Here is a 22,890-nt window from a genome sequence, read left to right on the forward strand (position 1 = left end):
CGCCTGTCCACAAATCCCCAGCTCCTAAACCACTCAAAATCTAATGGTTGCTACGCGTGCACGGAACAAGGGCGGGGCCCCGCCCTACAGGGCCTGCACCTCGACGACGCCGGGGATCGCCTTGATGGCGCCGGCGATCTGGGGGGAGACCTTGTAGCGGCCCTTCAGCTTCACCTCGATCTCGGCCTCCGACAGGAGGAGCACGATCGACACGTCGCCGCCGCTGCTTTCGCGCGCCGGCGCCGGTGCGGTGCTGCCCGGGCGTCCCGCGACGCCCCCTGCCCCGGCCGACGGACCGCCGCGGCCGGCGCCCTGGCCACCGGCCGGCTCCAGGCGCTTGGCCACCGCCTCGATCGGGGCCTCGTCGCGCAGGAAGATTCTCAGGCCCTTCTGTTGCTTCGCGGCGGCTTCGTCCAACAGCTCGACGGTCTGGATGCGGGCCCGCACCTCCTCGCCTTCGACATTGGCGGCGATGAACAGCAGCACGGCGCGGCCGGGCTCGAGCAGGTCACGGTACTGCGCCAAGGCCTCGGCGAACAGGATCGCCTCGTAGTGGCCGGAGGGGTCGGAGAGGCCGATGATGCCCATCTTGTTGCCGGTCTTGGTGCGCCGCTCGGTGCGCGACACCACGGTGGCGCCCAGCCGCCCGGCCGTGGCGCCGGCCTTCACGCTGCGCGAGAACTCGGCCCAGGTCTGCAGGCGCAGCCGCTTCAACAAGTGCGCGTAGTCGTCGAGCGGATGGCCGGTGAGGAAGAAGCCGATCGCGTCGTACTCGCGCTGCAGCTTCTCGGCCGGCAGCCAGTGCTCGTAGGCCGGGATGCGCAAGGGCTCGGGCGCGGCGGCGCCGCCGAAGAAGTCGGTCTGGCCGCTCGCCGCCGCCTCGTGGGTGCGCTGCGCGGTGGCGAGCACCGCCTCGACCGCCGCGTGCGCCCGGGCGCGGTCCGGCTCGATGCAGTCGAAGGCGCCGGCGGCGGCGAGGCTTTCCAGCACGCGCTTGTTGACCTGGCGCGGATCGACGCGGCGGGCGAAGTCGGCGAGGTCGCGGAACGGCTTGCCGTCGCGGCCGGCGACGATCGCCTCGACGGCCTGGCGGCCGATGCCCTTGATGGCGGCGAGCGCGTAGAAGATCGTGTCGCCGGCGACGTCGAAGTCGACGCCGGAGCGGTTGACGGAGGGCGGCGCGACCGTGATGCCGAGCCGCTCGGCCTCCGAGCGGAAGTCGGAGAGCTTGTCGGTGTTGCCCATGTCGAGCGTCATCGACGCGGCCAGGAACTCGACCGGATAGTTCGCCTTCAGATAGGCGGTCTGGTAGGAGACGAGCGCGTAGGCTGCCGCGTGGCTCTTGTTGAAGCCGTAGTCGGCGAACTTGGCGAGCAGATCGAAGATCATGTCGGCCTGCGCCTTGTCGACGCCGCGCTCCATCGCGCCGTCGACGAAGCGGATGCGCTGCTTGTCCATCTCGGCGCGGATCTTCTTGCCCATGGCGCGCCGCAGGAGATCGGCCTCGCCGAGCGAGTAGCCGGACAGCGCCTGCGCGATCTGCATCACCTGCTCCTGGTAGATGATGACCCCGAAGGTCTCGCGCAGATACGGCTCCAGCTTGGGATGGATGTATTCGGGCTGCTCGTGCCCGTGTTTTCGGGCACAGTACGTGGGAATGTTGGCCATCGGGCCCGGGCGATAGAGCGCCACGAGCGCGATCAGATCCTCCAGCCGGTCGGGCCGCATGTCGACGAGCGCGCGCCGCATGCCCTGGCTTTCCACCTGGAACACGCCGACCGTCTCGCCCCGGGTCAGCATCTCGTAGGTCTTCTTGTCGTCGAGCGGGATGTGGGCGAGGTCGATGGTGACGCCGCGCCGCGCCAGGAGCTTGACGGCGGTGTCGAGCGTCGTGAGCGTCTTGAGGCCGAGGAAGTCGAACTTCACCAGGCCCGCCTGCTCCACCCATTTCATGTTGAACTGGGTGACCGGCATGTCGGACTTGGGGTCGCGATAGAGCGGCACCAGATGGGAGAGATCGCGGTCGCCGATCACGATGCCGGCGGCATGCGTCGAGGCGTGGCGGTTGAGGCCTTCGAGCTTCTGGGCGATCGCGAAGGCGCGCGCCACCACGGGCTCGGTGTCGCGGGCCGCCTGCAGCTTGGGCTCGCCCTCGATCGCCTCCTTCAGGGTGACGGGCTTGGCCGGATTCTGCGGGACGAGCTTGCACAGCTTGTCGACCTGGCCGTAGGGCATCTCCAGCACGCGCCCGACGTCGCGCAGCACGCCGCGCGCCTGCAGCGTGCCGAACGTGATGATCTGAGCGACGTGATCCCGTCCGTAGCGCTTCTGGACGTAGTCGATCACCTCGCCGCGGCGGTCCTGGCAGAAGTCGATGTCGAAGTCCGGCATCGACACGCGGTCGGGGTTGAGGAAGCGTTCGAACAGCAGGCCGAAGCGGATCGGGTCGAGATCCGTGATGGTGAGCGCCCAGGCGACCACCGAGCCGGCGCCCGAGCCGCGGCCCGGGCCGACCGGGATGCCCTGGCCCTTCGCCCACTGGATGAAGTCCGACACGATCAGGAAGTAGCCGGGAAAGCCCATGCGGGCGATGACGCCGAGCTCGAAGGCGAGGCGCTCGCGATACTCCTCCTCGGTGTGGCCGGGGGCGACGCCGTGCGCCTTCAGCCGCGCCTCCAGCCCCTCGGCGGCGCGCGCCCGCACGGTCGCCTCCTCGTCGAGAGGCTCGCCGGTCTCGGTGCCGTAATGCGGCAGGATCGGTTTTCGCGTGCGCGGCCGGTAGGCGCAGCGCTGGGCGATCTCGACCGTGGCAGCGAGCGCCTCGGGCAGATCCGAGAACAGCGCCGCCATCTCGGCCCGGGTCTTGAAGCGGTGCTCCGGCGTGAGGTGGCGACGGTCCTCCTCGGCGAGGAGCCGGCCCTCGGCGATGGCGAGCAGCGCGTCGTGCGCCTCGTAGTCCTCGGCCGTCGCGAAGAACGGCTGGTTGGTTGCGACCAGCGGCAGGCCCCGCGCATAGGCGAGGTCGACCAGCGCCGGCTCGACCAGGCGCTCGGCCGGGGTGCCGTGCCGCTGCAGCTCGACATAGAGGCGGTCGCCGAACAGGCGCTCCAACGTGGCGAGCCGGCTCGCGGCGAGCGCGCCCTGCCCGGCCGCGATCGCCCGGTCGAGCGGGCCGTCCGGGCCGCCGGTGAGCAGGATGAGCCCGTCGCTGTGCCCCTCGAGCCAGCCGACCTCGATGTGCGGCGCCTCGGTCGACGGCGTCTCCAGGAAGGCCCGGGAGTTGAGCCGCATCAGGTTGCCGTAGCCCGCCTCGCGGGCCGCGAGGAGAACGATGCGCGGCAACGTGCGGGCGTGCGGGCCGGCACGGCCGATGGCGCCGCCGGGCTGCTCCTGGTCGCAGAAATCGACGGCGAGCGAGATGCCGACGATCGGCTGGATGCCGTAGCCCGAGAGCTTCTCGGAGAACTCCAACGCGCCGAACAGATTGTCCGTGTCGGTCAGGGCGAGCGCCGGCTGGCGGTCGGCCTTGGCGAGGCCGGCGAGCTTGCCGATCGGCAGCGCGCCTTCGAGCAGCGAATAGGCCGAGTGGACGTGCAGGTGGACGAAGCCGGGATCCTTGGCGAGCGCCGGCGGCGGGGATGGTGCGATCTCGCCGACGGCGGCACCGGCGACACGCGCACCGGCGACACGCGCGCCGGCGATGCTCGCGCCGGCGATGCTCGCGACGACCGCGGCCGCACCGGCGTCCGGCGGCGGCGCCTCGGCCTTCGGCGTCCCGGCACCCGGGACGGACGGGGTCGAACTCGGTACGGTCACGGCGGCACTCGCAAGGGTCGGACGGCCGCCCCGCGGCCGCGCGCACGGCCCGACTCGCCGGCCGGGCCCTCCGCCCCCACATTCGCGAACCGCGCGTGCTCCTGTCTACCGACCGACCCTCGTCACCCACAGCCGTGTCACCCACAGCCGTGTCACCCACGGCCGGATCACCCACGGCCGGATCACCCACGGCCGCGACGCGGCGACGCCGCGCGCCGCCCGACGATCCCTCCCCCACGACGCCTTCAGATCACCGCGAACAGCTTGGCCCACACGACGAGCGTTCCGGCCAGCAGGGTCATCGAGGTCAGGGCTCGCATCAGATCGCTGGCGGCGGCGCGCATGATCGTCTCCCTCGACATCGGAAAAGAACATGACGAGAACACTAGTTCTTCCTCCGTTCTCATGTCAAGCCGGAACGACATCCCGTCGCGCGACCCGGCGAGCATAGCCCGCTCTTTTCTCCCAAAGGTTTAACGAACCTCGACTTTTCGCGATCCAATTAATCGAAACGAAAACTGCGGCTGGCATGGTGTCGCCGATCGCCGGCGGTACCGCGACGAGCGCGAAGGAGGCGCAGATGGAAGAGCGCCGCAGAGTCAGTCGTCTTCGGGTTCTCAAGACGGGCCGAATCGCCACCAGCGACAAGGCGCCGAAGATCGAGTGCGCCGTGCGCAACCTGTCCGACGCCGGCGCCTGCCTGCAGGTCCATTCCGGCACCTTCGGCATCCCGCGCGAGTTCGAGCTCTACATGGAAGGCGGCCAGCCGCAGCCCTGTCGGGTGGTCTGGCGCACCGAGAACCGGCTGGGTGTCAGGTTCGGTTGACGCGTGCGATCCGAAAAAATCGAAGCGTTCCAGAAGATTGACCGGGATCAATCGAGCGTTCGCGGTGCGTTCCCCCGCGGATGTCGCGGCGAAACGAGCGATCAGCGAATAGCGAGTAACCGTAGCCAGGAGAGCCGGTAGCCAGCGGGTTTGCGAGGCGGCCGCGGTCGTCGATCGCTGTAAGCCACGCGCGACTTGCCGACCCCCTACTCCAGCTCGATGATGCGCCCGTCCTTCAGGGTGACGCGGCGGTCCATGCGAGCGGCGATGTCGAGATTGTGGGTGGCTATCACGGCGGCCAGCCGCGATGCGCGCACCAGCTGGGTGAGCGCCCGGAACACGTGCTCCGAGGTCTTCGGATCGAGATTTCCGGTCGGTTCGTCGGCGAGCAGGAGGCGCGGCGCATTGGCGACCGCACGCGCGATGGCGACGCGCTGCTGCTCGCCGCCCGACAATTCCGACGGCCGATGCGGCAGCCGGTCCTTCAGGCCGAGATAGGACAACAGCTCCTCGGCGCGCGCCTCCGCCTGCTTGCGCGGCAGGCCGCGGATCATCTGCGGCAGCATGACGTTCTCGAGCGCCGTGAACTCGCCGAGCAGATGATGCGCCTGGTAGACGAAGCCGACGTCGTTGCGGCGGATGCGGGTGCGCTCGCTGTCCGACAGACCGGAGGTCGGCACGTCGTCGATGAACACCTCGCCGGCGTCCTGGTGCTCCAGAAGGCCGGCGATGTGCAGAAGCGTCGACTTGCCCGAGCCGGACGGCGCGATCAGCGCCACCATCTGGCCGGACCACACGGCGAGCTCGGCGCCTTTGAGCACGTCGAGGACGACGTCGCCCTGCCGGTACTGCCGCTCGACCTGGTGCAGGAAAACGACGGGACTTTCGGTCGCGGCCATGGGTGCTTTCGCCTACTCGTACCGGAGCGTCTCGACCGGATCGAGACGGGCCGCGCGCCAGGAGGGATAGAGGGTCGCCAGCAGCGACAGGCCGAGCGCCATCACGACGACCGCGATGGTCTCGGAGACGTCCATCTCGGCCGGCAGCCGGGAGAGGAAATAGAGCTCGCGCGGGAACAGGTCGGTCTGCGTCACCCAGGACAGGAACTGGCGGATCGAGTCGATGTTCACGCACACCAGCGTGCCGACCACGAAGCCGGTCAGTGTGCCGACCACGCCGATCGAGGCGCCGGTGATCAGGAACACCCGCATGATCGCCCCCTGCGTCGCCCCCATGGTGCGCATGATGGCGATGTCCTGGCTCTTGTCCTTCACCAGCATGATCAGGCCCGACACGATGTTGAGCGCGGCGACCAGCACGATCAGCGTGAGGATCAGGAACATGACGTTGCGCTCGACCTGCAGGGCGTTGAAGAAGGTCGAGTTCCGCTGCCGCCAGTCGATCATGTAGATGGGCCGTTGGGCGGCCTCGGCGACGAGCTTGCGGTAACGATCGATCGAGTCCGGATCGTTGGTGTAGACCTCGATCGCGGTGACGTCGTTCGAGCGATTGAAGTAGGCCTGCGCCTCCGGCAGCGGCATGAACACGAAGGCGGCGTCGTATTCCGACATGCCGATCTCGAAGACCGCCACCACCTTGTACGGCTTGATGCGCGGGGTGGTGCCCATCGGCGTGACGGCGCCGCGCGGCGCGACCAGCGTCAGATTGTCGCCGACCTGCAGCGAGAGCTGATCGGCGAGCCGCCGGCCGATGGCGATCCCCTGCCCCTGGTCGAAGCCCTCGAGCGTGCCCTTCTTGATGTTCTTCGACACCGAGGCGAGCTTGTCGAGGTCGCCGGCCCGCATGCCGCGCACCAGCACGCCGTTCGCCGCGAAGGGCGACGAGGCGAGCGCCTGGCCCTCGACGATCGGCGCCGCGAGCCGGATGCCCGGCACGGCGGCGATGCGCTGCGCCACCGGATCGAAGTCGGTCAGCGGCGACTCGAGCGGCTGGATCAGCAGATGGCCGTTGAGGCCGAGGATCTTGTCCAAGAGCTCGGTGCGGAAGCCGTTCATCACGGCCATCACGATGATCAGGGTCGCGACGCCCAGCATGATGCCGAGGAACGAGAACCCGGCGATCACCGAGATGAATCCCTCCTTGCGCCGCGCCCGCAGATAGCGCAGCGACAGCATCCATTCGAAGGGTGCGAAGGGTCTCGTCCCGGCAGCGTCGGTCATGGCGGCTCTTTCCACGCGGGATTACACCCGATTCTGCCGGATTCGCGAGCCCCGCGTGTGGGTCGCGCCGCGTTACCCGCAGGTTTGATCGGCCCTTCCGATTTCATTGAATTCGGGCGGAATCGGGCCGGGGTCTCACCGTGTCGTCATTCCGGGGCGCGGCGCAGCGGCGAACCCGGAATCCACCCCCGAGCACGGCGTTCGCGGCTGGATTCCGGGTTCGCGGGTCTTCGACCCGCGCCCCGGAATGACAGAGCCTCACCCCACCGGCGCGAGCCGCTCCAGCACGTCGGCCGGCGACAGAAGCTCGCGGTCGCCGCCGGAGCGGCGCTTCAGCTCGACCTTGCCCTCCTTGAGGCCCTTGGGGCCGACCAGGATCTGCCACGGCACCCCGATCAGATCGAGGGTGGCGAACTTGGACCCCGGGCGCTCGTCGAGATCGTGATAGAGCACCTCGACGCCGCGCACCGTGAGCGCCTGGTACAACTCGCCGGCCGCCGCGTCGGTCGCGGCATCGCCCTGCTTGAGGTTGGCGATGCCGACCCGGAACGGCGCGACCGGCTCCGGCCAGACGATCCCGGCCTCGTCGTGCGAGGCCTCGATCAACGCCGCCACCAGCCGGGTCGGGCCGATGCCGTAGGAGCCCATGTGGACCGGCTTCTCGCTGCCGTCCGGATGCGCCACCACGGCCTTCATGGGCGCCGAGTACTTGGTGCCGAAGTAGAAGATGTGGCCGACCTCGATGCCGCGCGCCGACACCCGGTCGGCCTCCGGGATCGCCGCGAAGGCGGCCTCGTCGTGCTTCTCCGAGGTCGCGGCGTAGTGCGACGTCCAGCGGTCGACGATCGCCTGGATGCCGGCGACATCGTCGAAGTCGACGCCCGCCTCCGGCACCGGCAGGTCGAGATAGTCGCGATGGCAGAACACCTCGCTCTCGCCGGTCTGCGCCAGGATGATGAACTCGTGGGAGAGGTTGCCGCCGATCGGGCCGGTGTCGGCGACCATCGGGATCGCCCGCAGGCCGAGCCGCGCGAAGGTCCGCAAGTATGCGACGAACATCTTGTTGTAGGCGTGCTTGGCGCCCTCGTAGTCGAGGTCGAACGAGTAAGCGTCCTTCATCAGGAACTCACGCCCGCGCATCAGCCCGAATCGCGGCCGCACCTCGTCGCGGAACTTCCACTGCAGGTGATAAAGGTTCAGCGGCAAGTCCTTGTACGACCGCACATAAGCGCGGAACACCTCGGTCACCATCTCCTCGTTGGTGGGACCGTAGAGCATCTCGCGCTCGTGCCGGTCCTTGATGCGCAGCATCTCCTTGCCGTAATCGTCGTAGCGTCCGCTCTCGCGCCACAGCTCGGCCGATTGGATGGTGGGCATCAGCATCTCGATCGCGCCCGAGCGATCCTGCTCCTCGCGGACGATTCGGCAGACCTTGTTCAGGACGCGCAGCCCGAGCGGCAGGAAGGCATAGATGCCGGCCGATTCCTGCCGGATCATGCCGGCGCGCAGCAGCAGCCGGTGCGACACGATCTCCGCTTCTTTTGGCGTCTCGCGCAGAATCGGGAGGAAAAATCGGGACAGGCGCATGTCGAAACTCCTCGAGGAATGGTGCAGAGAAACCGGATTAGCGTCGAAAATACAAGGGTGATCGAAGACCGGCCGGGATGCCGGCGGCGTTGCTCTCCGGGCGCCCGGTTTCGTTAACCAAGACAACTTCTGGACATGTTGCAGCGCGAGACAACTGGGATGACAAGGCGGAATCCTTTGGCTATGAAACGAACGTCGTTCCTGACGTTCCGGGATTGAAACAATGTTGCGTCAGGAACGCGGTCCAGGTCTGTGGGAGGAAGAGCCAAACGGCGCGCTCGATCGCAGCCGCCCCTAGAACAACAGAGCGGGGAAATGGCAGAAAACTCGGCGTAGAAGGCAGGACCGCGGTCCTGCTTTTTTTTTGCCCGGAGGGCTGCGCGCCCTCGCGCCCCCCTCCCCGCGCCCGCGTCACGGGCGCACGAGCGGCAGGCGTATGGGTCCGAGCGCGGCGTCCACGCGCCGCGCCGGGCCGGGCAGCCTCACCGCGGGAACAGCCCCCACAGCGTCGCGAATCGCTCCATGTCGACGGCGCCGCCCGTCACGGCGACCCAGAAGGCGCCGACCAGAACCGTGGTGACGAGCGTCGTCCAGCCGGCCTTGGCGAGGAGCCGCGGCGCCGTCGGCGCGCCCGGATCGGTGCCCGGCGAAATATCGCCGGTCTCGTGCTGCGAGCGCACGCCGAACGGCAGGATCGCGAACAGCACGATCCACCAGGTGACGAAGTAGATGGCCGCGAAGGTCGTCCAGGGCATGGGGGTGAGTGCCCGTCAGGTCGCCAGGAATTCGTGTCCGTCATGCCCGGCCTCGTGCCGGGCATCCACGTTCTTGCCTGACGCGAGTACCCGGCGTGGATGGCCAGGACAAGCCCGGCCATGACGATGCCGGACAGCCGGCCTCGGCACCCCCCTCACCCGGATCTCGCGTCGACGCGCGAGATCCGACCTCTCCCCGCCGGTGAGAGGTGTGAGGAACGCCCCTGCCCTTTACGCCTGCTCGAGCTCGACGAGCGTGCCGTTGAAGTCCTTCGGGTGGAGGAACAGCACCGGCTTGCCGTGGGCGCCGATCTTGGGGTTGCCGTCGCCGAGCACGCGGGCGCCGCCGGCCTTCAGCCGATCGCGCGCCGCGAGGATGTCGTCGACCTCGTAGCAGATGTGGTGGATGCCGCCGTCCGGGCTCTTCTCCAGGAACTTGGCGATCGGCGAGTTCTCGCCGAGCGGATGCAGGAGCTCGACCTTGGTGTTGGGCAGCTCGATGAACACCACGGTGACGCCGTGGGCCGGCTGCGGCAGCGGCTCGGAGACCTTCGCTCCCATGGTCTCGCGATAGAGCTTGCAGGCCTTCTCCAGATCGCCGACGGCGATCGCGACATGGTTGAGACGTCCGATCATGACGGTCCCCTCTGGCTGGCGTCGCGGACCACCCGCGCCGCCCGTTGTATCCCTTTATGCCCGATCGCGACCGCTCAGACTGTCAGTACGTGTACGAGGCAGAGCGGCTTCTTGCCCCAGGCCGCCGCGATGCCGCCCCGCACCGCACGCCGTACCGCCTCGGCGACCGTGTCGGGATCGCGCCTGCGGGCACGAGGAAGGTGCTCGACCGTCTCCGCCGCGGTCTGCACGGCCTGCGCCGCGAGGCTCTTGCCGCGGGCGTCGGCCTCCGGGATGCCGATCAGCTCGACCTCGGGATCGGCGCAGAGCGTGCCGGTCTCGTCGAGCGCGAGCGCCACCGAGACGACCCCGACGAAGCCGAGCCGCCGACGGTCCGCCACCGTGCGGGCCTCGGCCTCGACGATGAGCCAGCCGTCCTTGTAGAGGCGCCCCTGCGGCACCTCGTCGACGATGCCGGCCGGCCCCGGCGCGAGGCGCACGAGATCGCCGTTGCGGCAGCCGACGACCTCCGGCACGCCGAGCGAGCGGGCGAGCTTGGCGTGCGCGGCGAGGTGCAGGGGCTCGCCGTGCACCGGGATCATGATGCGCGGCTTCACCCAGCCGATCAGATCCCGTAGCTCGTCGCGCCGCGGGTGGCCCGAGACATGGACGAGATGATCGCGCTCGGTGATCACCTCGACGCCCTGCGCGACCAAGCCGTTGATGATCTTGTTCACGGCCTTCTCGTTGCCCGGAATGGTGCGCGACGAGAAGATCACCTGATCGCCCTTGGCGAGCCCGATCTCCGGGTGCGAGTCGGAGGCGATGCGGGCGAGCGCGGCGCGCGGCTCGCCCTGGCTGCCCGTGCACAGCGCGACCACCTTGTCGCGCGGAAAGTAGCCGTAGGTCGAGGCGGAGCGGAACTCCGGCACCCCGTCGAGATGGCCGGTCTCGCGCGCCACCTGGACGACGCGCTCCATGGCGCGGCCGACCAGCACGACCTCGCGACCGCAGTCGCGGGCGGCGAGCGCGATCGAGCGGATGCGCGCGACATGCGACGCGAAGGTGGTGATGGCGACGCGCTGGGGCGCCGCCGCGATCAGCTTCGCGAGCGTCGCGCCGACCTCGCTCTCCGACGGCGAGCGGCCGTCGCGCACCGCGTTGGTCGAATCGCCGATCAATGCGAGGCAGCCCTCCTGACCTAGCCGGCGCAGCCGCGCCTCGTCGGTCGCCGGGCCGACCACGGGTGTGGGATCGAGCTTCCAGTCGCCGGTGTGCAGCACCTTGCCGAGCGGCGTGCCGATGATCAGGGCGTTCGACTCGGGGATCGAGTGCGACATCGAGCACAGCTCGACCGTGAACGGCCCGAGCTGGATCGTGCCGCCGAGCGGCACGACGCGAACCGGGATCTCCGGCGCGCCGGGCTCCGCCTGGCGCTTCGCCTCGAACAGCGCCGCCGTGAAGGGCGTCGCGTAGATCGGCACCTTCAGGCGCGGCCACAGGTCGATGATGGCGCCGAAATGGTCCTCGTGCCCGTGGGTGAGAATCAGGCCGTGGAGGTTCTTTCGCTCCTCCAGCAGGAAGCGGATGTCGGGCATCACCAAGTCGACGCCGGGCAGATCCTCGCCGCCCCCGAAGGACACGCCGAGATCGACGGCGATCCAGGACTTCTTCCGGCCGCTGCCGTAGCCGTAGACGGAGAGATTCATGCCGATCTCGCCGACCCCGCCGAGCGGGGCGTAGACGAGCTCGTCGGCCTTGGTGATCATGCGTCGTGCCGGTTCGAGGGGAGCGCGTCCGGCCGGTGAAGCGGAAACACGTCGCCGGCGGCGATCGTCTGGACGCCCTCGTCACCGGTGATTAGCAGATTCCCGTGGGTGTCGATGGTCTCGAATCGCCCCTCGGTCTCGGTCGTCCCGAAGCGGACGAGGAGCGGCGTCCCAGGCGCCGGACCGCGGGCGAGCCAGGCGTCCCGGATCGAGGCGAAGCCGCGACTCGCGTCCCATTCGGCGAGGCGTCCCCGCATGGCCTGCGCGAGCGCGACGAACACGGCCTGCGGGCTCGCGGGCTCGCCCTCGGCGGCGAGATCGGTCGTCGGATAGAGCGTGTCGTCCGGATGATGGGCGCAGTTGACGCCGATCCCGACCACCACCACGAGCCCGTGCCGGGTCTCGCCCTCGACCAGGATGCCGGAGAGCTTCTTGCCCCCGCACAGGAGATCGTTCGGCCACTTCAGCGCGAGGCGGGATGCGAGCGACGGCGCGACCGCGCACACCGCGTCATGCACGGCGAGGGCGGCGACGAAGGAGATCTGCGACGCCTCGGGGATCGGGGCCGGATCGGCGAGCAGCAGGCTCGCGAACAGATTGCCGGGCGCCGACGTCCAGGCGCGGCCGCGCCGCCCCCGCCCCGCGCTCTGCCGCGCGGCCGTGATCCACAAGGGCCCGGCCTCGCCGTCCCGGGCGCGACGAAGCGCTTCGGCGTTGGTGGAGTCGATCTCGTCCAAGGCGAGGTGGGGGATGTCGATGGCGACTGGGATCATGGGAAACGAGGGGTGATCGCCCGGGGCCACCCCTCTCCCCACCCCTCCACCGACAGAAGTCGGGCCTGCCCGACTTCTATAACTTGACGAGCAACGCGGGCGAGCCCGCGTTGCGTGGGGGAGGGAGCAGGCTGCGGACTGCCTTGGCTCATGACGAGAGCAAATCTCGGCTGGATCGCGGAAGAAGAAGCGGCTCTTGCGTTCCCTCCCCCCTTGTGGGGGAGGGACAGGGAGGGGGGTGAGCCCCGACCCGTGACCTGTCGAACCCGCCTCGTCACCTGCCCGAGCAGCCCGCGATCAAAACAGCGACTTCGCCGCGGCCGAAGCGGCCTCGACCAGCGGGGCCGGCCAGACGAAGAACAGCAGAACGAACAGCCCCGTCAGCGTGAGCACCACGCCGAGCTCGCCGCGCATCGGCGCCAGCGCCGGCGCCGGCTCGTCGAAATACATCACCTTGACGATGGCGAGATAGTAGTAGGCGCCCACCACGCTGGTCACCACGCCGATGACGGCGAGCGCATAGAGGCCGGCGTTCACGGCGGCGAGGAACACGTAGAACTTGGCGAAGAAGCCGGCGAGCGGCGGGATGCCGGCGAGCGAGAACATCATCATGCCGAGCAGGAACGCGACTCCCGGCTTGGTGCGCGCGAGGCCGGCGAGATCGGCGATGTTCTCGACCGGCCCCTCCTCCCGCTTCATCGCGATGATGCAGGCGAAGGTGCCGAGCGTCATGGCGACATAGATCGCCATGTAGATCAGCACGCCTTGCACGCCCTCGGCCGTGCCGGCGGCGAGCCCGATCAGCGCGAAGCCCATGTGGCCGATCGACGAGTAGGCCATCAGCCGCTTGATGTTGGTCTGGCCGATCGCGGCGAAGGAGCCGAGCGCCATCGAGGCGATCGAGACGAACACGACGATCTGCTGCCACTGCGGCACCACGGTCGGGAACGCCGTGGTGGCGAGCCGCACGAACACGGCCATGGCGGCGACCTTCGGGGCGGCGGCGAAGAACGCGGTGATCGGCGTCGGCGCGCCCTCGTACACGTCGGGCGTCCACATGTGGAACGGCACCGCCGAGATCTTGAAGCACAGGCCGGCGAGCAGGAAGACGAGCCCGAAGGTGAGCCCGACCCCGCCCGCGGCCGCGCCCTGCGCGATGCCGGCGAAGGTGACGCTGCCGGTCGAGCCGTAGACCAGCGAGGCGCCGTAGAGCAGCATGCCGGACGACAGCGCGCCGAGGACGAAGTACTTCAGGCCCGCCTCGGTCGACTTCAGCTTGTCGCGGTCGATCGCGGCGACGACGTAGAGCGACAGGCTCATCAGCTCGAGCCCGAGATAGAGCGCGATCAGGTCGCCGGCCGAGATCAGCATCAGCATGCCGGTGGTGGCGAGCACGATCAGCACCGGATACTCGAAGCGGGCGCGGTCCGGCGTCGACAGGAACTCGCCCGACATCACGATCGCGACGGCCGAGCCGATCAACGCCAGCAGCTTGAAGAACTTCGCATACGGATCCAGCACGAAGCTGCCGCCGAACGTGGTCTGTGTCTCGGCCGGCATCAGCGCGACGACGACGCCCGCCGCGATCAGCAGCATCACGGCGAAGCCCGACACGGCGCCGGTCGACTGGTTGCCCCGGAAGGCGCCCATCAGGATCAGCACCATGGCGCCGGCCGCGAGCACGATCTCGGGCAAGGCCGGGGTGAGGGCGGGAAGCTCGGCGAGGTTGTTCATCGGGATGCCGTTCTTGTCCGGTCAGCGGCCGAGGGCGGCGGCGGTCTTGGTGGCGATCGCGGAAGCGTCATCGGTGGCCGACCTGGCCACGATCTCGGGCGCTGCGCCGGCGGCCGTCTTGATCGAGTCCCGATAGTCCTGCACGAGCGCCTGGATCGAGGCCGCCGACATGTCGATGACGGGCTTCGGGTAGACGCCGAACCAGATCGTCAGGACGACCAGCGGCGCGAAGATCGCGATCTCGCGCGGCTCGACGTCACGGATGTGGGCGAGCGAGGGCTTGGTCAACGCCCCGAACACCACCTTGCGGTAGAGCCACAGCGCGTAGCAGGCCGACAGGATGATGCCGAAGCTGGCGAAGAACGCGACCCAGGTGTTGACCTTGAAGGCGCCCATGAGGGTGAGGAACTCGCCGATGAAGCCCGACGTGCCCGGCAGGCCGACATTGGCCAGCGTGAAGATCATGAAGATGGTCGCGTAGACGGGCATCCGGTTGACGAGGCCGCCGTAGGCGGCGATTTCGCGGGTATGCATGCGGTCGTAGATGACGCCGACGCAGAGGAACAGCGCGCCCGACACGATGCCGTGCGAGATCATCTGGAAGACGCTGCCGGCGATGCCCTGCTGGTTGCCGGCGAAGATGCCCATCGTGACGAAGCCCATATGGGCGACCGACGAGTACGCGATCAGCTTCTTGACGTCCTCCTGCATGAGGGCGACCAGCGACGTGTAGACGATCGCCACGACCGAGAGGACGAAGACCATCGGGGCGAAGAACTCCGAGGCCTCCGGGAACATCGGCAGGGAGAAGCGCAGGAAGCCGTAGCCGCCCATTTTCAGCAGCACGGCGGCCAGCACCACGGAGCCGGCCGTCGGCGCCTCGACATGGGCGTCCGGCAGCCAGGTGTGCACGGGCCACATCGGCATCTTCACCGCGAACGAGGCGAAGAAGGCGAGCCACGCCCAGGTCTGCAGGTTGGCCGGGAAGTCGTGCGCCAGCAGCGTCGGGATGTCGGTCGTGCCGGCGTCGCCGTACATCGCCATGATGGCGAGCAGCATCAGCACCGAGCCGAGCAGCGTGTAGAGGAAGAACTTGAAGCTCGCATAGACGCGGCGCGGGCCGCCCCACACGCCGATGATCAGGAACATCGGGATCAGGCCGCCTTCGAAGAACAGGTAGAAGACGACGACGTCGAGCGCCGCGAAGGTGCCCGTCATCATGGTCTCGAGCACCAGGAACGCGACCATGTACTCCTTCACGCGCTTCTGGATCGGCTTCCAGCTCGCGACGATGCACAAGGGCATCAGCGCCGTCGTGAGGATCACGAAGGGCAGCGAGATGCCGTCGACGCCGACATGGTAGGCGATGGTGCCGGCGAGCCAGGGCGCCTTCTCGACGAACTGGAACTCGGACGATCCGGCGTCGAAGCGCCAGACCATGACGAGCGACACCGCGAAGGTGATCACCGTGGTCCACAGCGCGATCCAGCGCGCGTTGGTCTTCACCGAGTCGTCCTCGGCGCGCAGCATCATGATCAGCAGCGCGCCGAGGAGCGGCAGGAAGATGGTGACGGAAAGGACGGGCCAGCTGGCCATCACCGGGCTCCCCAGATCATGAACCACGTCACGAAGGCCGACACGCCGATCAGCATCGCGAAGGCGTAGTGGTAGAGATAGCCGGTCTGCAGCCGGATCACGTTGCGGGTGACGTCGACGACGCGGGCCGAGATGCCGTCCGGCCCGAGCCCGTCGATGATCGTCCCGTCACCCTGCTTCCACAGGGTGCGTCCGAGCCACATCGCGGGCCGCACGAAGATCGCGTCGTAGAGCTCGTCGAAGTACCACTTGTTCAGGAGGAACAGGTAGATCGGCTTGAGGCCCCGGGCGAGCGCGCGCGGGATCGACGGCGCCTTGATGTAGAACAGCCAGGCGACCGCGAAGCCCGCGACCATCATCACGGTCGGCACGTACACGACCCAGGCCGGGACGTGATGCATCGCGTCCAGGATGCCGGTCACCATCAGCGAGTTGCGGAAGAACTCCTTCACGCCGTCGCCGGCGAAGGCCTGCTTGAACGGCAAGCCGGCCAGGATCGAGCCGGCGGCGAGCACGCCGAGCGGGATCAGCATCGCCAGCGGACTCTCGTGCGCCTTCTCCCAGTGGTGCCGGTCGTGCGGCGCGCCGTGGAACGTCTTGAACACCAGGCGCCACGAGTAGAACGAGGTGAGCGCCGCCGCCGCCACGGTGCAGACGAAGGCGTACATCGCCATCGGGTTGTGGTGGCCGTGCTCGCTCGCGAAGGCCGCCTCGATGATGGCGTCCTTGGAAAAGTAGCCGGCGGTGAGCGGGAAGCCGGTGAGCGCCAACGTGCCGATCAGCATCATCCCGTAGGTGAACGGGATCTTCTGCCGCAGCCCGCCCATCCGGCGGATGTCCTGCTCGTGATGCATCGCGACGATCACGGACCCCGAGCCGAGGAACAGGAGCGCCTTGAAGAAGGCGTGCGTGAACAGGTGGTACATGCCGACCGAGTAGGCGCCGACGCCCATGGCGACGAACATGTAGCCGAGCTGCGAGCAGGTCGAGTAGGCGACGATGCGCTTGATGTCGTTCTGCACGAGGCCGATCGTGGCCGCGAACAGCGCCGTGGTCGCGCCGATGAAGGTGACCACGGCGAGCGCGGTCGGCGCCAGCTCGAACAGCGGCGAAAGGCGCGCCACCATGAACACGCCGGCCGTCACCATGGTGGCGGCGTGGATCAGCGCCGACACCGGGGTCGGGCCCTCCATGGCGTCGGGCAGCCAGGTGTGCAGCAGGAACTGCGCCGACTTGCCCATCGCCCCCATGAACAGCAGCAGGCAGATCACGGTCAGCGCGTCGAGATCCCAGCTGAGGAAATGCATCGTCTTGCCGACCAGCGAGGGCGCCTGGGCGAAGACGGTGTCGAAGTCGACCGCGGCCGTCGACACGAACACGGCGAAGATGCCGAGCATAAAGCCGAAGTCGCCGACGCGGTTGACCACGAAGGCCTTGATGGCGGCGGCGTTGGCCGACGGCTTCTTGTACCAGAAGCCGATCAGCAGGTAGCTCGCGAGGCCGACACCCTCCCAGCCGAAGAACAGCTGCACCAGGTTGTCGGCCGTCACCAGCATCAGCATCGCGAAGGTGAACAGCGACAGGTAGCCGAAGAAGCGCGGCCGGTCCGGATCGTCGGCCATGTAGCCGATCGAGTAGAGATGGACGAGCGCCGACACGGTGGTGACGACCACCAGCATCACGGCGGTCAGGCTGTCGACGCGCAGCGCCCACTCGACCTTCAGGTCGCCGGTGAGGATCCACGGGGCGATCGCCTCGCGCACCTCGGCGCCGCCGAAGCCGACGCGGGCGAAGGCGATCCACGACAGCGCCATCGAGACGAACAGGAGAACGGTGGTCACCACCTCGGCGGCGCGCGATCCCGGCGCCGCCGGCTCGGCGTGGTGATGGTCGTCGTGGCCGCCGTGCGAATGCCCGGCGTCGTGAGCGTGCGCGCCATGCGTCGCGTGAGCGTGCGCGTCGGCCCCGTGCGCGTCGGCGCCGTGCGCGTGGTCCTCGTCCGGCGACGGGTAACCGCCCGGATGCAGCGTGCGGGCGCCGACGATCGCGATCGCGGCGGCGATCAGGAAGCCCAGCAGGGGCAGGAAGACGATGGCCTGGTACATCGCGCCGCTCAGCCCTTCATGAGGTTGATGTCCTCGACCGCGATCGAGCCTCGATTGCGGAAGAAGACGACCAGGATCGCGAGCCCGATGGCCGCCTCGGCGGCCGCCACGGTGAGGATGATCAGGGCGTAGACCTGCCCGACCAGATCACCCATGTGGGTCGAGAAGGCCACCATGTTGATGTTGACGGCGAGCAGGATCAGCTCGACCGACATCAGGATGATGATGACGTTCCGCCGGTTGAGGAAGATGCCGAAGATCCCGATCGTGAACAGGATCGCGGCGACCGCGAGATAGTGGCCGAGGCCGATGGTCATCCTTGCGTCCCCCTCACAGCCCCTGCCCCGGCCGGACGTTCCGGAGCTCGATGATCGCCTCTTTCCGGCGCATCAGCTGGTCCGGGATCGACTGCCGCTTGACGCCGGGCTTGTGGCGCAGCGTCAGCACGATCGCCCCGATCATCGCGACCAGCAGCACGAGGCCCGCCGCCTGGAAGAAGTAGACGTAACGCGTGTAGAGGACGAGGCCGAGCGCCTCGGCGTTGCTCACCCCGGTCGGGATCGGCAGCGCGACGGTCTTCGGCACGCCCGGCCCGATCGCCCACGCACCGGCGATCAGCAGGAGCTCGACCAGCAGCACGATGCCGATCAGGGCGCCGATCGGCAGGTAATTGTCGAAGCCGCGCCGGAGCTCGGCGAAGTCGACGTCGAGCATCATCACGACGAACAGAAACAGCACCGCGACGGCGCCGACATAGACGACGATCAGGATCAGGGCCAGAAACTCGGCGCCCATCATCACGAACAGGCCGGCCGCGTTGACGAAGGCCAGGATCAGGAACATCACGGAGTGCACCGGGTTGCGCGACGCCACCACCATCACGGCGGAGGCGACGCAGACGCCGGCGAACAGATAGAAGAACAGCGCGGGGATCATGACTTCGTCCTCGGCGGGGCGAACGGAACGAGGCGCGGCGCCAGCTTTCCTTCTCCCCGCGCGCGGGGAGACGGTGTCTCGCCGCGCAGCGGCGAGACGGATGAGGGGGCGCTTCCGAAAAGCGGAGACGCGGAGATCGACGAAGACGCCCCCTCAGCCGGATGTCGCACGGCTCGCGCGACATCCGGCATCTCCCCGCACGCGGGGAGAGGTGTCCGGGGCGCGACGACAGCAGAGAGGGAGAAGGCGATCATCCCGTTCACCGGTACGGCGCGTCGAGCGCGATGTTCTGGGCGATCTCCCGCTCCCAACGGTCGCCGTTCGAGAGCAGGCGCGCCTTGTCGTAGTAGAGCTCCTCGCGGGTCTCGGTGGCGAACTCGAAGTTCGGTCCCTCGACGATCGCGTCCACCGGGCACGCCTCCTGGCAGTAGCCGCAATAAATGCACTTCACCATGTCGATGTCGTAGCGGGTGGTGCGCCGCGTGCCGTCGTTGCGGCGCGGCCCCGCCTCGATGGTGATGGCCTGGGCCGGGCAGATCGCCTCGCACAGCTTGCAGGCGATGCAACGCTCCTCGCCGTTCGGATAGCGGCGCAGCGCGTGCTCGCCGCGGTAGCGCGGCGACAGCGGGTTCTTCTCGAACGGATAGTTGATGGTCGGCTTCGGCTTGAAGAAGTAACGCATCGACAGGCCGATGGCCTGCACGAACTCCCACAGGAAGAGCTGCTTGGCGGCGAGGTCGAGTCTCATCGGGGATCCCTCACTTCGGCGCGAGCCCGGTGTACTGCAGCACCCCGGCCACGACGACGACCATCACCAGCGAGATGGGCAGGAACACCTTCCAGCCCAGCCGCATGAGCTGATCGTAGCGGTAGCGCGGCACGAACGCCTTCACCAGGGCGAACATGAAGAAGACCAACAGCACCTTGAGGGTGAACCAGATCACCCCCGGCACCCAGGTGAACGGCGCGAACGGGATCGGCGACAGCCAGCCGCCCAGGAACAGGATCGTGCACATGGCGCACATGGTGGTGATCGCCACGTACTCGCCCAGCATGAACAGGACGTAGGGGGTCGAGCCGTACTCCACCATGAAGCCGGCGACGAGCTCCGACTCGGCCTCGACCAGATCGAAGGGCGGCCGGTTCGTCTCGGCGAGCGCCGAGACGAAGAAGATGATGAACATCGGGAACAGCGGCAGCCAGTACCAGCCGAGCAGCCCGTACGGCGTGTCCTGGGCCCGGACGATGGCGCCGAGATTGAGCGAGCCGACGCAGAGCAGCACCGTGATGATCACGAAGCCGATCGAGACCTCGTAGGACACCATCTGGGCGGCCGAGCGCAGCGACGACAGAAAGGCGTATTTCGAGTTCGACGCCCAGCCGGCCATGATGATGCCGTACACACCGAGCGACGACACGGCGAAGATGTAGAGGATGCCGACATTGATGTCGGCGACGGCCCAGCCGTCGGCGACCGGAATCACGGCCCAAGCCGACAGCGCCAGCACGCAGGTGACGATCGGCGCCAGCAGGAACAGCCCCTTGTTGGCCCCGTCCGGGATGATCGGCTCCTTGATGGCGAACTTCAGCATGTCCGCGAAGGACTGCAGCAGTCCCCACGGGCCGACCACGTTGGGGCCGCGCCGGATCTGAACGGCCGCCCAGATCTTCCGGTCGGCGTACAGGATGTAGGCGATCGCCGTCATCAGGATCAGCAGCACTGCGAGGCTGTGGATCACGATGAGCAGGAGCGGCCAGAGAGTGTTGGTCCAAAGCTCGGCCATCGGGGGCTACTCCGCGGCGCGCAGCGCGGCACCACCTTGCGCGAGTGCGGAGCACTCGGCCATGAGGGCGGACGCGCGGGCGATCGGGTTGGTCAGGTAGAAGTCCGTGATCGTCTCGGCGAAGGGTGCCGGATCGATCTCGCCGGCCGCGCCGGAACGCGAGGCGAGCCGCTGCACGTCGTCGCCGCTCGCCGGCGTGATGCGGTCGAGCCGCTGCAGATGCGGGTGCGTCTTGAACAGCGCGGCGCGCAGCTGCGCCAGCGAGTCCCACGGCAGCTTGCGGCCCAGAACGTCGGAGAGCGCGCGCAGAATCGCCCAGTCCTCGCGGGCGTCGCCCGGCGGGAAGGCGGCGCGCAGGCTCATCTGCGGGCGCCCCTCGGTGTTGACGAACAGGCCGGACTTCTCCGTGTAGGCGGCGCCCGGCAGGATCACGTCGGCGCGATGCGCGCCGCGGTCGCCGTGGGTGCCGATGTAGACCACGAAGGTCTCGGGCGCGATGTCGATCTCGTCGGCGCCGAGCAGGAACAAGACGTCGAGCGTGCCGAAGGCCGCCATCTTGGTCGCGTCGAGGCCACCCTGCCCCGGCACGAAGCCGATGTCGAGGCCGCCGACGCGCGAGGCTGCCGTGTGCAGCACGCCGAAGCCGTTCCAGGTGTCGGTCACGGCACCGGATGCGACGGCGGCCTTGGCGGCCAGCGCCGCGATCGCGGCGCCGTCGGGCCGCGCCGTCGCGCCCGCGCCGAGCATCAGCAGCGGCCGCTCGGCGGCCGAGAGGATCGGCGCGAAGTCGCCCTTGCCGGCGGCGAGGTCGGCGAGCGTCTCCGGACCGGCGCCGAGATAATGATACGGATAGGTGAGATCGACGCGCGGACCGATCACGCCGACCGCGAACGGCCCCATGCGCCAGCGCTTGCGGATGCGGGCGTTGAGGATCGCGGCCTCGCGGCGCGGATCGGCGCCCACGATCACCAGCGCGTCGGCCTGCTCGATCCCGGCGATGGTCGGGTTGAACAGATAGGTGCCGCGGCCGAGCGCCGGGTCGAGCGCCGCGCCGTCCTGGCGGCAATCGATGCTCGTCGAGCCGAGGCCGGAGAGCAGCTCCTTGAGCGCGAACATCTCCTCGACGCTCGCGAGATCACCCGCGATGGCGCCGATGCGCCCCGGGCCCGTGGTGTCGATCTTGGCGGCGATCGCCTTGAACGCCTCGCCCCAGGACGCCGGCCGCAGCTTGCCGTTCTCGCGCACATAGGGGCGGTCGAGACGCTGCACCCGCAAGCCGTCGACGACGTGGCGGGTCTTGTCGGAGATCCACTCCTCGTTCACGTCCTCGTTCAGACGCGGCAGGATGCGCAGCACCTCGCGGCCGCGGCTGTCGATCCGGATCGCCGAGCCGACCGCGTCCATCACGTCGACCGACTGGGTCTTGGTGAGCTCCCACGGCCGCGCCGTGAAGGCGTAGGGCTTCGAGGTGAGCGCGCCGACCGGGCAGAGATCGACGACGTTGCCCTGCAGCTCGGAGGTCAGCGCATGCTCGAGATAGCTGGTGATCTCCATGTCCTCGCCGCGGCCGATGGCGCCGAGCTCCGGCACGCCGGCGACCTCGGTGACGAAGCGCACGCAGCGGGTGCACTGGATGCAGCGGTTCATCGAGGTCTTGACGAGGGCGCCCAGATACTTGTCCTCGACGGCGCGCTTGTTCTCCTGGAAGCGCGAGGAGTCGACGCCATAGGCCATCGCTTGGTCCTGCAGATCGCACTCGCCGCCCTGGTCGCAGATCGGGCAGTCGAGCGGATGGTTGATCAGCAGGAACTCCATGACGCCTTCGCGCGCCTTCTTCACCATCGGCGACTTGGTGAGCATCACGGGCGGCTCGCCGTTCGGGCCGGGGCGCAGGTCGCGCACGTTCATGGCGCAGGAGGCGACCGGCTTGGGCGGGCCGCCCTTCACCTCGACCAGGCACATGCGGCAATTGCCGGCGATCGACAGGCGCTCGTGGAAGCAGAAGCGCGGAATCTCGGCGCCCGCCGCCTCGCACGCCTGCAGAAGCGTGTACTCGGCCGGGACGTCCACCTCGGTGCCGTCGACGACGATCTTGGTCATCGCGCTTCCCTTGTCCTCTCCTCCGTCAAGCCGGCTTCGTGCCGGGCATCCACGTCGCGTCGGCGTGGATGGCCGGGACACGCCCGGCCATGACGTCATGTCTTCGTTCTAGGCGTCCGACAGCTCGAGCCGCCGCTCGACGCGCTCCAGTCGCTGCTCGAACCGATCCATCCGACGATGCACGCCGGCAAGACCTTCCTCGACCGCCGTGACGCGAACCTTCAGGTCGTGAAGGTCGTGCGCCATACGCTCGGTCCGCTCGTCGATCCGACGCAGCAGAACGAGCATCAGGTTGTCGGGGCCGTCGGCCATCG

General features: G+C 68.5%; 17 protein-coding genes and 1 pseudogene. 1 reads left to right on the forward strand and 17 read right to left on the reverse strand.

Annotation, left to right across the window (positions count from 1 at the left end):
* Window positions 1-84: 84 nt before the first annotated feature.
* Complete coding sequence (dnaE, locus tag ACFSOX_RS12880) at window positions 85-3,648, reverse strand: DNA polymerase III subunit alpha (RefSeq protein WP_378478326.1); 3,564 nt, start codon at window positions 3,646-3,648, stop codon at window positions 85-87.
* A 697-nt stretch (window positions 3,649-4,345) separates the two neighbouring features.
* On the opposite strand from dnaE, the gene ACFSOX_RS12885 reads away from it, so the two are divergent.
* On the forward strand, window positions 4,346-4,642 hold the full coding sequence (locus ACFSOX_RS12885; RefSeq protein WP_378478221.1) for a PilZ domain-containing protein: 297 nt from the start codon (window positions 4,346-4,348) through the stop codon (window positions 4,640-4,642).
* A gap of 206 nt (window positions 4,643-4,848) precedes the next feature.
* Here ACFSOX_RS12885 and ACFSOX_RS12890 read toward each other — a convergent pair whose 3' ends face one another.
* From ACFSOX_RS12890 to ACFSOX_RS12965, 16 genes and pseudogenes are all read right to left on the reverse strand, one after another.
* On the reverse strand, window positions 4,849-5,541 hold the full coding sequence (locus tag ACFSOX_RS12890) for an ABC transporter ATP-binding protein (RefSeq protein ID WP_378478222.1): 693 nt from the start codon (window positions 5,539-5,541) through the stop codon (window positions 4,849-4,851).
* A gap of 12 nt (window positions 5,542-5,553) precedes the next feature.
* A complete protein-coding gene (locus ACFSOX_RS12895) occupies window positions 5,554-6,822 on the reverse strand; it encodes a lipoprotein-releasing ABC transporter permease subunit (protein WP_378478223.1) in 1,269 nt (422 codons plus the stop codon).
* 258 nt (window positions 6,823-7,080) lie between these two features.
* On the reverse strand, window positions 7,081-8,409 hold the full coding sequence (proS, locus tag ACFSOX_RS12900; protein ID WP_378478224.1) for a proline--tRNA ligase: 1,329 nt from the start codon (window positions 8,407-8,409) through the stop codon (window positions 7,081-7,083).
* Window positions 8,410-8,891: 482 nt separating this feature from the next.
* A complete protein-coding gene (locus ACFSOX_RS12905; RefSeq protein ID WP_378478225.1) occupies window positions 8,892-9,164 on the reverse strand; it encodes a DUF1467 family protein in 273 nt (90 codons plus the stop codon).
* Between the two features lie 231 nt (window positions 9,165-9,395).
* Window positions 9,396-9,800, reverse strand: a complete 405-nt coding sequence (mce, locus tag ACFSOX_RS12910; protein WP_111360167.1) for a methylmalonyl-CoA epimerase — start codon at window positions 9,798-9,800, stop codon at window positions 9,396-9,398.
* 74 nt (window positions 9,801-9,874) lie between these two features.
* Window positions 9,875-11,545, reverse strand: coding sequence for a ribonuclease J (locus tag ACFSOX_RS12915; protein WP_378478327.1), 1,671 nt, complete (start codon window positions 11,543-11,545; stop codon window positions 9,875-9,877).
* Window positions 11,545-12,321, reverse strand: coding sequence for a biotin--[acetyl-CoA-carboxylase] ligase (locus ACFSOX_RS12920; RefSeq protein WP_378478226.1), 777 nt, complete (start codon window positions 12,319-12,321; stop codon window positions 11,545-11,547). The genes ACFSOX_RS12915 and ACFSOX_RS12920 overlap by 1 nt, the downstream gene beginning before the upstream one ends.
* Before the next feature lie 297 nt (window positions 12,322-12,618).
* Complete coding sequence (gene nuoN / locus ACFSOX_RS12925) at window positions 12,619-14,055, reverse strand: NADH-quinone oxidoreductase subunit NuoN (RefSeq protein WP_378478227.1); 1,437 nt, start codon at window positions 14,053-14,055, stop codon at window positions 12,619-12,621.
* A gap of 99 nt (window positions 14,056-14,154) precedes the next feature.
* A pseudogene (locus ACFSOX_RS12930) lies at window positions 14,155-15,651 on the reverse strand (NADH-quinone oxidoreductase subunit M); the annotation flags it as partial.
* Complete coding sequence (nuoL, locus tag ACFSOX_RS12935) at window positions 15,651-17,756, reverse strand: NADH-quinone oxidoreductase subunit L (protein WP_378478228.1); 2,106 nt, start codon at window positions 17,754-17,756, stop codon at window positions 15,651-15,653. The pseudogene ACFSOX_RS12930 and the gene nuoL, both read right to left, overlap by 1 nt.
* 8 nt (window positions 17,757-17,764) lie before the next feature.
* Window positions 17,765-18,073 carry an NADH-quinone oxidoreductase subunit NuoK gene (gene nuoK / locus ACFSOX_RS12940; RefSeq protein ID WP_378478229.1) on the reverse strand — a complete coding sequence of 103 codons (309 nt, stop codon included), beginning with the start codon at window positions 18,071-18,073 and terminating at the stop codon, window positions 17,765-17,767.
* 13 nt (window positions 18,074-18,086) lie between these two features.
* Window positions 18,087-18,692 carry an NADH-quinone oxidoreductase subunit J gene (locus ACFSOX_RS12945; protein WP_111359286.1) on the reverse strand — a complete coding sequence of 202 codons (606 nt, stop codon included), beginning with the start codon at window positions 18,690-18,692 and terminating at the stop codon, window positions 18,087-18,089.
* Between the two features lie 259 nt (window positions 18,693-18,951).
* Complete coding sequence (gene nuoI / locus ACFSOX_RS12950; RefSeq protein WP_378478230.1) at window positions 18,952-19,440, reverse strand: NADH-quinone oxidoreductase subunit NuoI; 489 nt, start codon at window positions 19,438-19,440, stop codon at window positions 18,952-18,954.
* 10 nt (window positions 19,441-19,450) lie between these two features.
* Window positions 19,451-20,476, reverse strand: a complete 1,026-nt coding sequence (nuoH, locus tag ACFSOX_RS12955) for an NADH-quinone oxidoreductase subunit NuoH (protein ID WP_378478231.1) — start codon at window positions 20,474-20,476, stop codon at window positions 19,451-19,453.
* A 6-nt stretch (window positions 20,477-20,482) separates the two neighbouring features.
* Window positions 20,483-22,576: an NADH-quinone oxidoreductase subunit NuoG gene (nuoG, locus tag ACFSOX_RS12960; RefSeq protein WP_378478232.1), complete on the reverse strand. Its 2,094-nt coding sequence runs from the start codon at window positions 22,574-22,576 to the stop codon at window positions 20,483-20,485.
* Between the two features lie 108 nt (window positions 22,577-22,684).
* The gene (locus ACFSOX_RS12965) at window positions 22,685-22,888 is read right to left on the reverse strand and encodes a hypothetical protein (protein WP_378478233.1); all 204 of its coding nucleotides are present in this window, start codon (window positions 22,886-22,888) and stop codon (window positions 22,685-22,687) included.
* Window positions 22,889-22,890 lie beyond the last annotated feature (2 nt).

The sequence above is a fragment of the Rhodoplanes azumiensis genome, assembly GCF_042682915.1.
Taxonomy (GTDB): domain Bacteria; phylum Pseudomonadota; class Alphaproteobacteria; order Rhizobiales; family Xanthobacteraceae; genus Rhodoplanes; species Rhodoplanes azumiensis.

Excerpts from the sequence above, each read along its gene's own strand:
- ACFSOX_RS12895 (WP_378478223.1), bottom strand. The coding sequence starts at position 6,822 with ATGACCGACGCTGCCGGGACGAGACCCTTCGCACCCTTCGAATGGATG.
- ACFSOX_RS12945 (WP_111359286.1), bottom strand. The coding sequence starts at position 18,692 with ATGATCCCCGCGCTGTTCTTCTATCTGTTCGCCGGCGTCTGCGTCGCC.
- ACFSOX_RS12885 (WP_378478221.1), top strand. The coding sequence starts at position 4,346 with ATGGTGTCGCCGATCGCCGGCGGTACCGCGACGAGCGCGAAGGAGGCG.
- nuoH (WP_378478231.1), bottom strand. The coding sequence starts at position 20,476 with ATGGCCGAGCTTTGGACCAACACTCTCTGGCCGCTCCTGCTCATCGTG.
- ACFSOX_RS12920 (WP_378478226.1), bottom strand. The coding sequence starts at position 12,321 with ATGATCCCAGTCGCCATCGACATCCCCCACCTCGCCTTGGACGAGATC.
- ACFSOX_RS12965 (WP_378478233.1), bottom strand. The coding sequence starts at position 22,888 with ATGGCCGACGGCCCCGACAACCTGATGCTCGTTCTGCTGCGTCGGATC.
- nuoL (WP_378478228.1), bottom strand. The coding sequence starts at position 17,756 with ATGTACCAGGCCATCGTCTTCCTGCCCCTGCTGGGCTTCCTGATCGCC.
- nuoG (WP_378478232.1), bottom strand. The coding sequence starts at position 22,576 with ATGACCAAGATCGTCGTCGACGGCACCGAGGTGGACGTCCCGGCCGAG.
- proS (WP_378478224.1), bottom strand. The coding sequence starts at position 8,409 with ATGCGCCTGTCCCGATTTTTCCTCCCGATTCTGCGCGAGACGCCAAAA.
- nuoN (WP_378478227.1), bottom strand. The coding sequence starts at position 14,055 with ATGAACAACCTCGCCGAGCTTCCCGCCCTCACCCCGGCCTTGCCCGAG.
- ACFSOX_RS12905 (WP_378478225.1), bottom strand. The coding sequence starts at position 9,164 with ATGCCCTGGACGACCTTCGCGGCCATCTACTTCGTCACCTGGTGGATC.
- mce (WP_111360167.1), bottom strand. The coding sequence starts at position 9,800 with ATGATCGGACGTCTCAACCATGTCGCGATCGCCGTCGGCGATCTGGAG.
- nuoI (WP_378478230.1), bottom strand. The coding sequence starts at position 19,440 with ATGAGACTCGACCTCGCCGCCAAGCAGCTCTTCCTGTGGGAGTTCGTG.
- nuoK (WP_378478229.1), bottom strand. The coding sequence starts at position 18,073 with ATGACCATCGGCCTCGGCCACTATCTCGCGGTCGCCGCGATCCTGTTC.
- ACFSOX_RS12890 (WP_378478222.1), bottom strand. The coding sequence starts at position 5,541 with ATGGCCGCGACCGAAAGTCCCGTCGTTTTCCTGCACCAGGTCGAGCGG.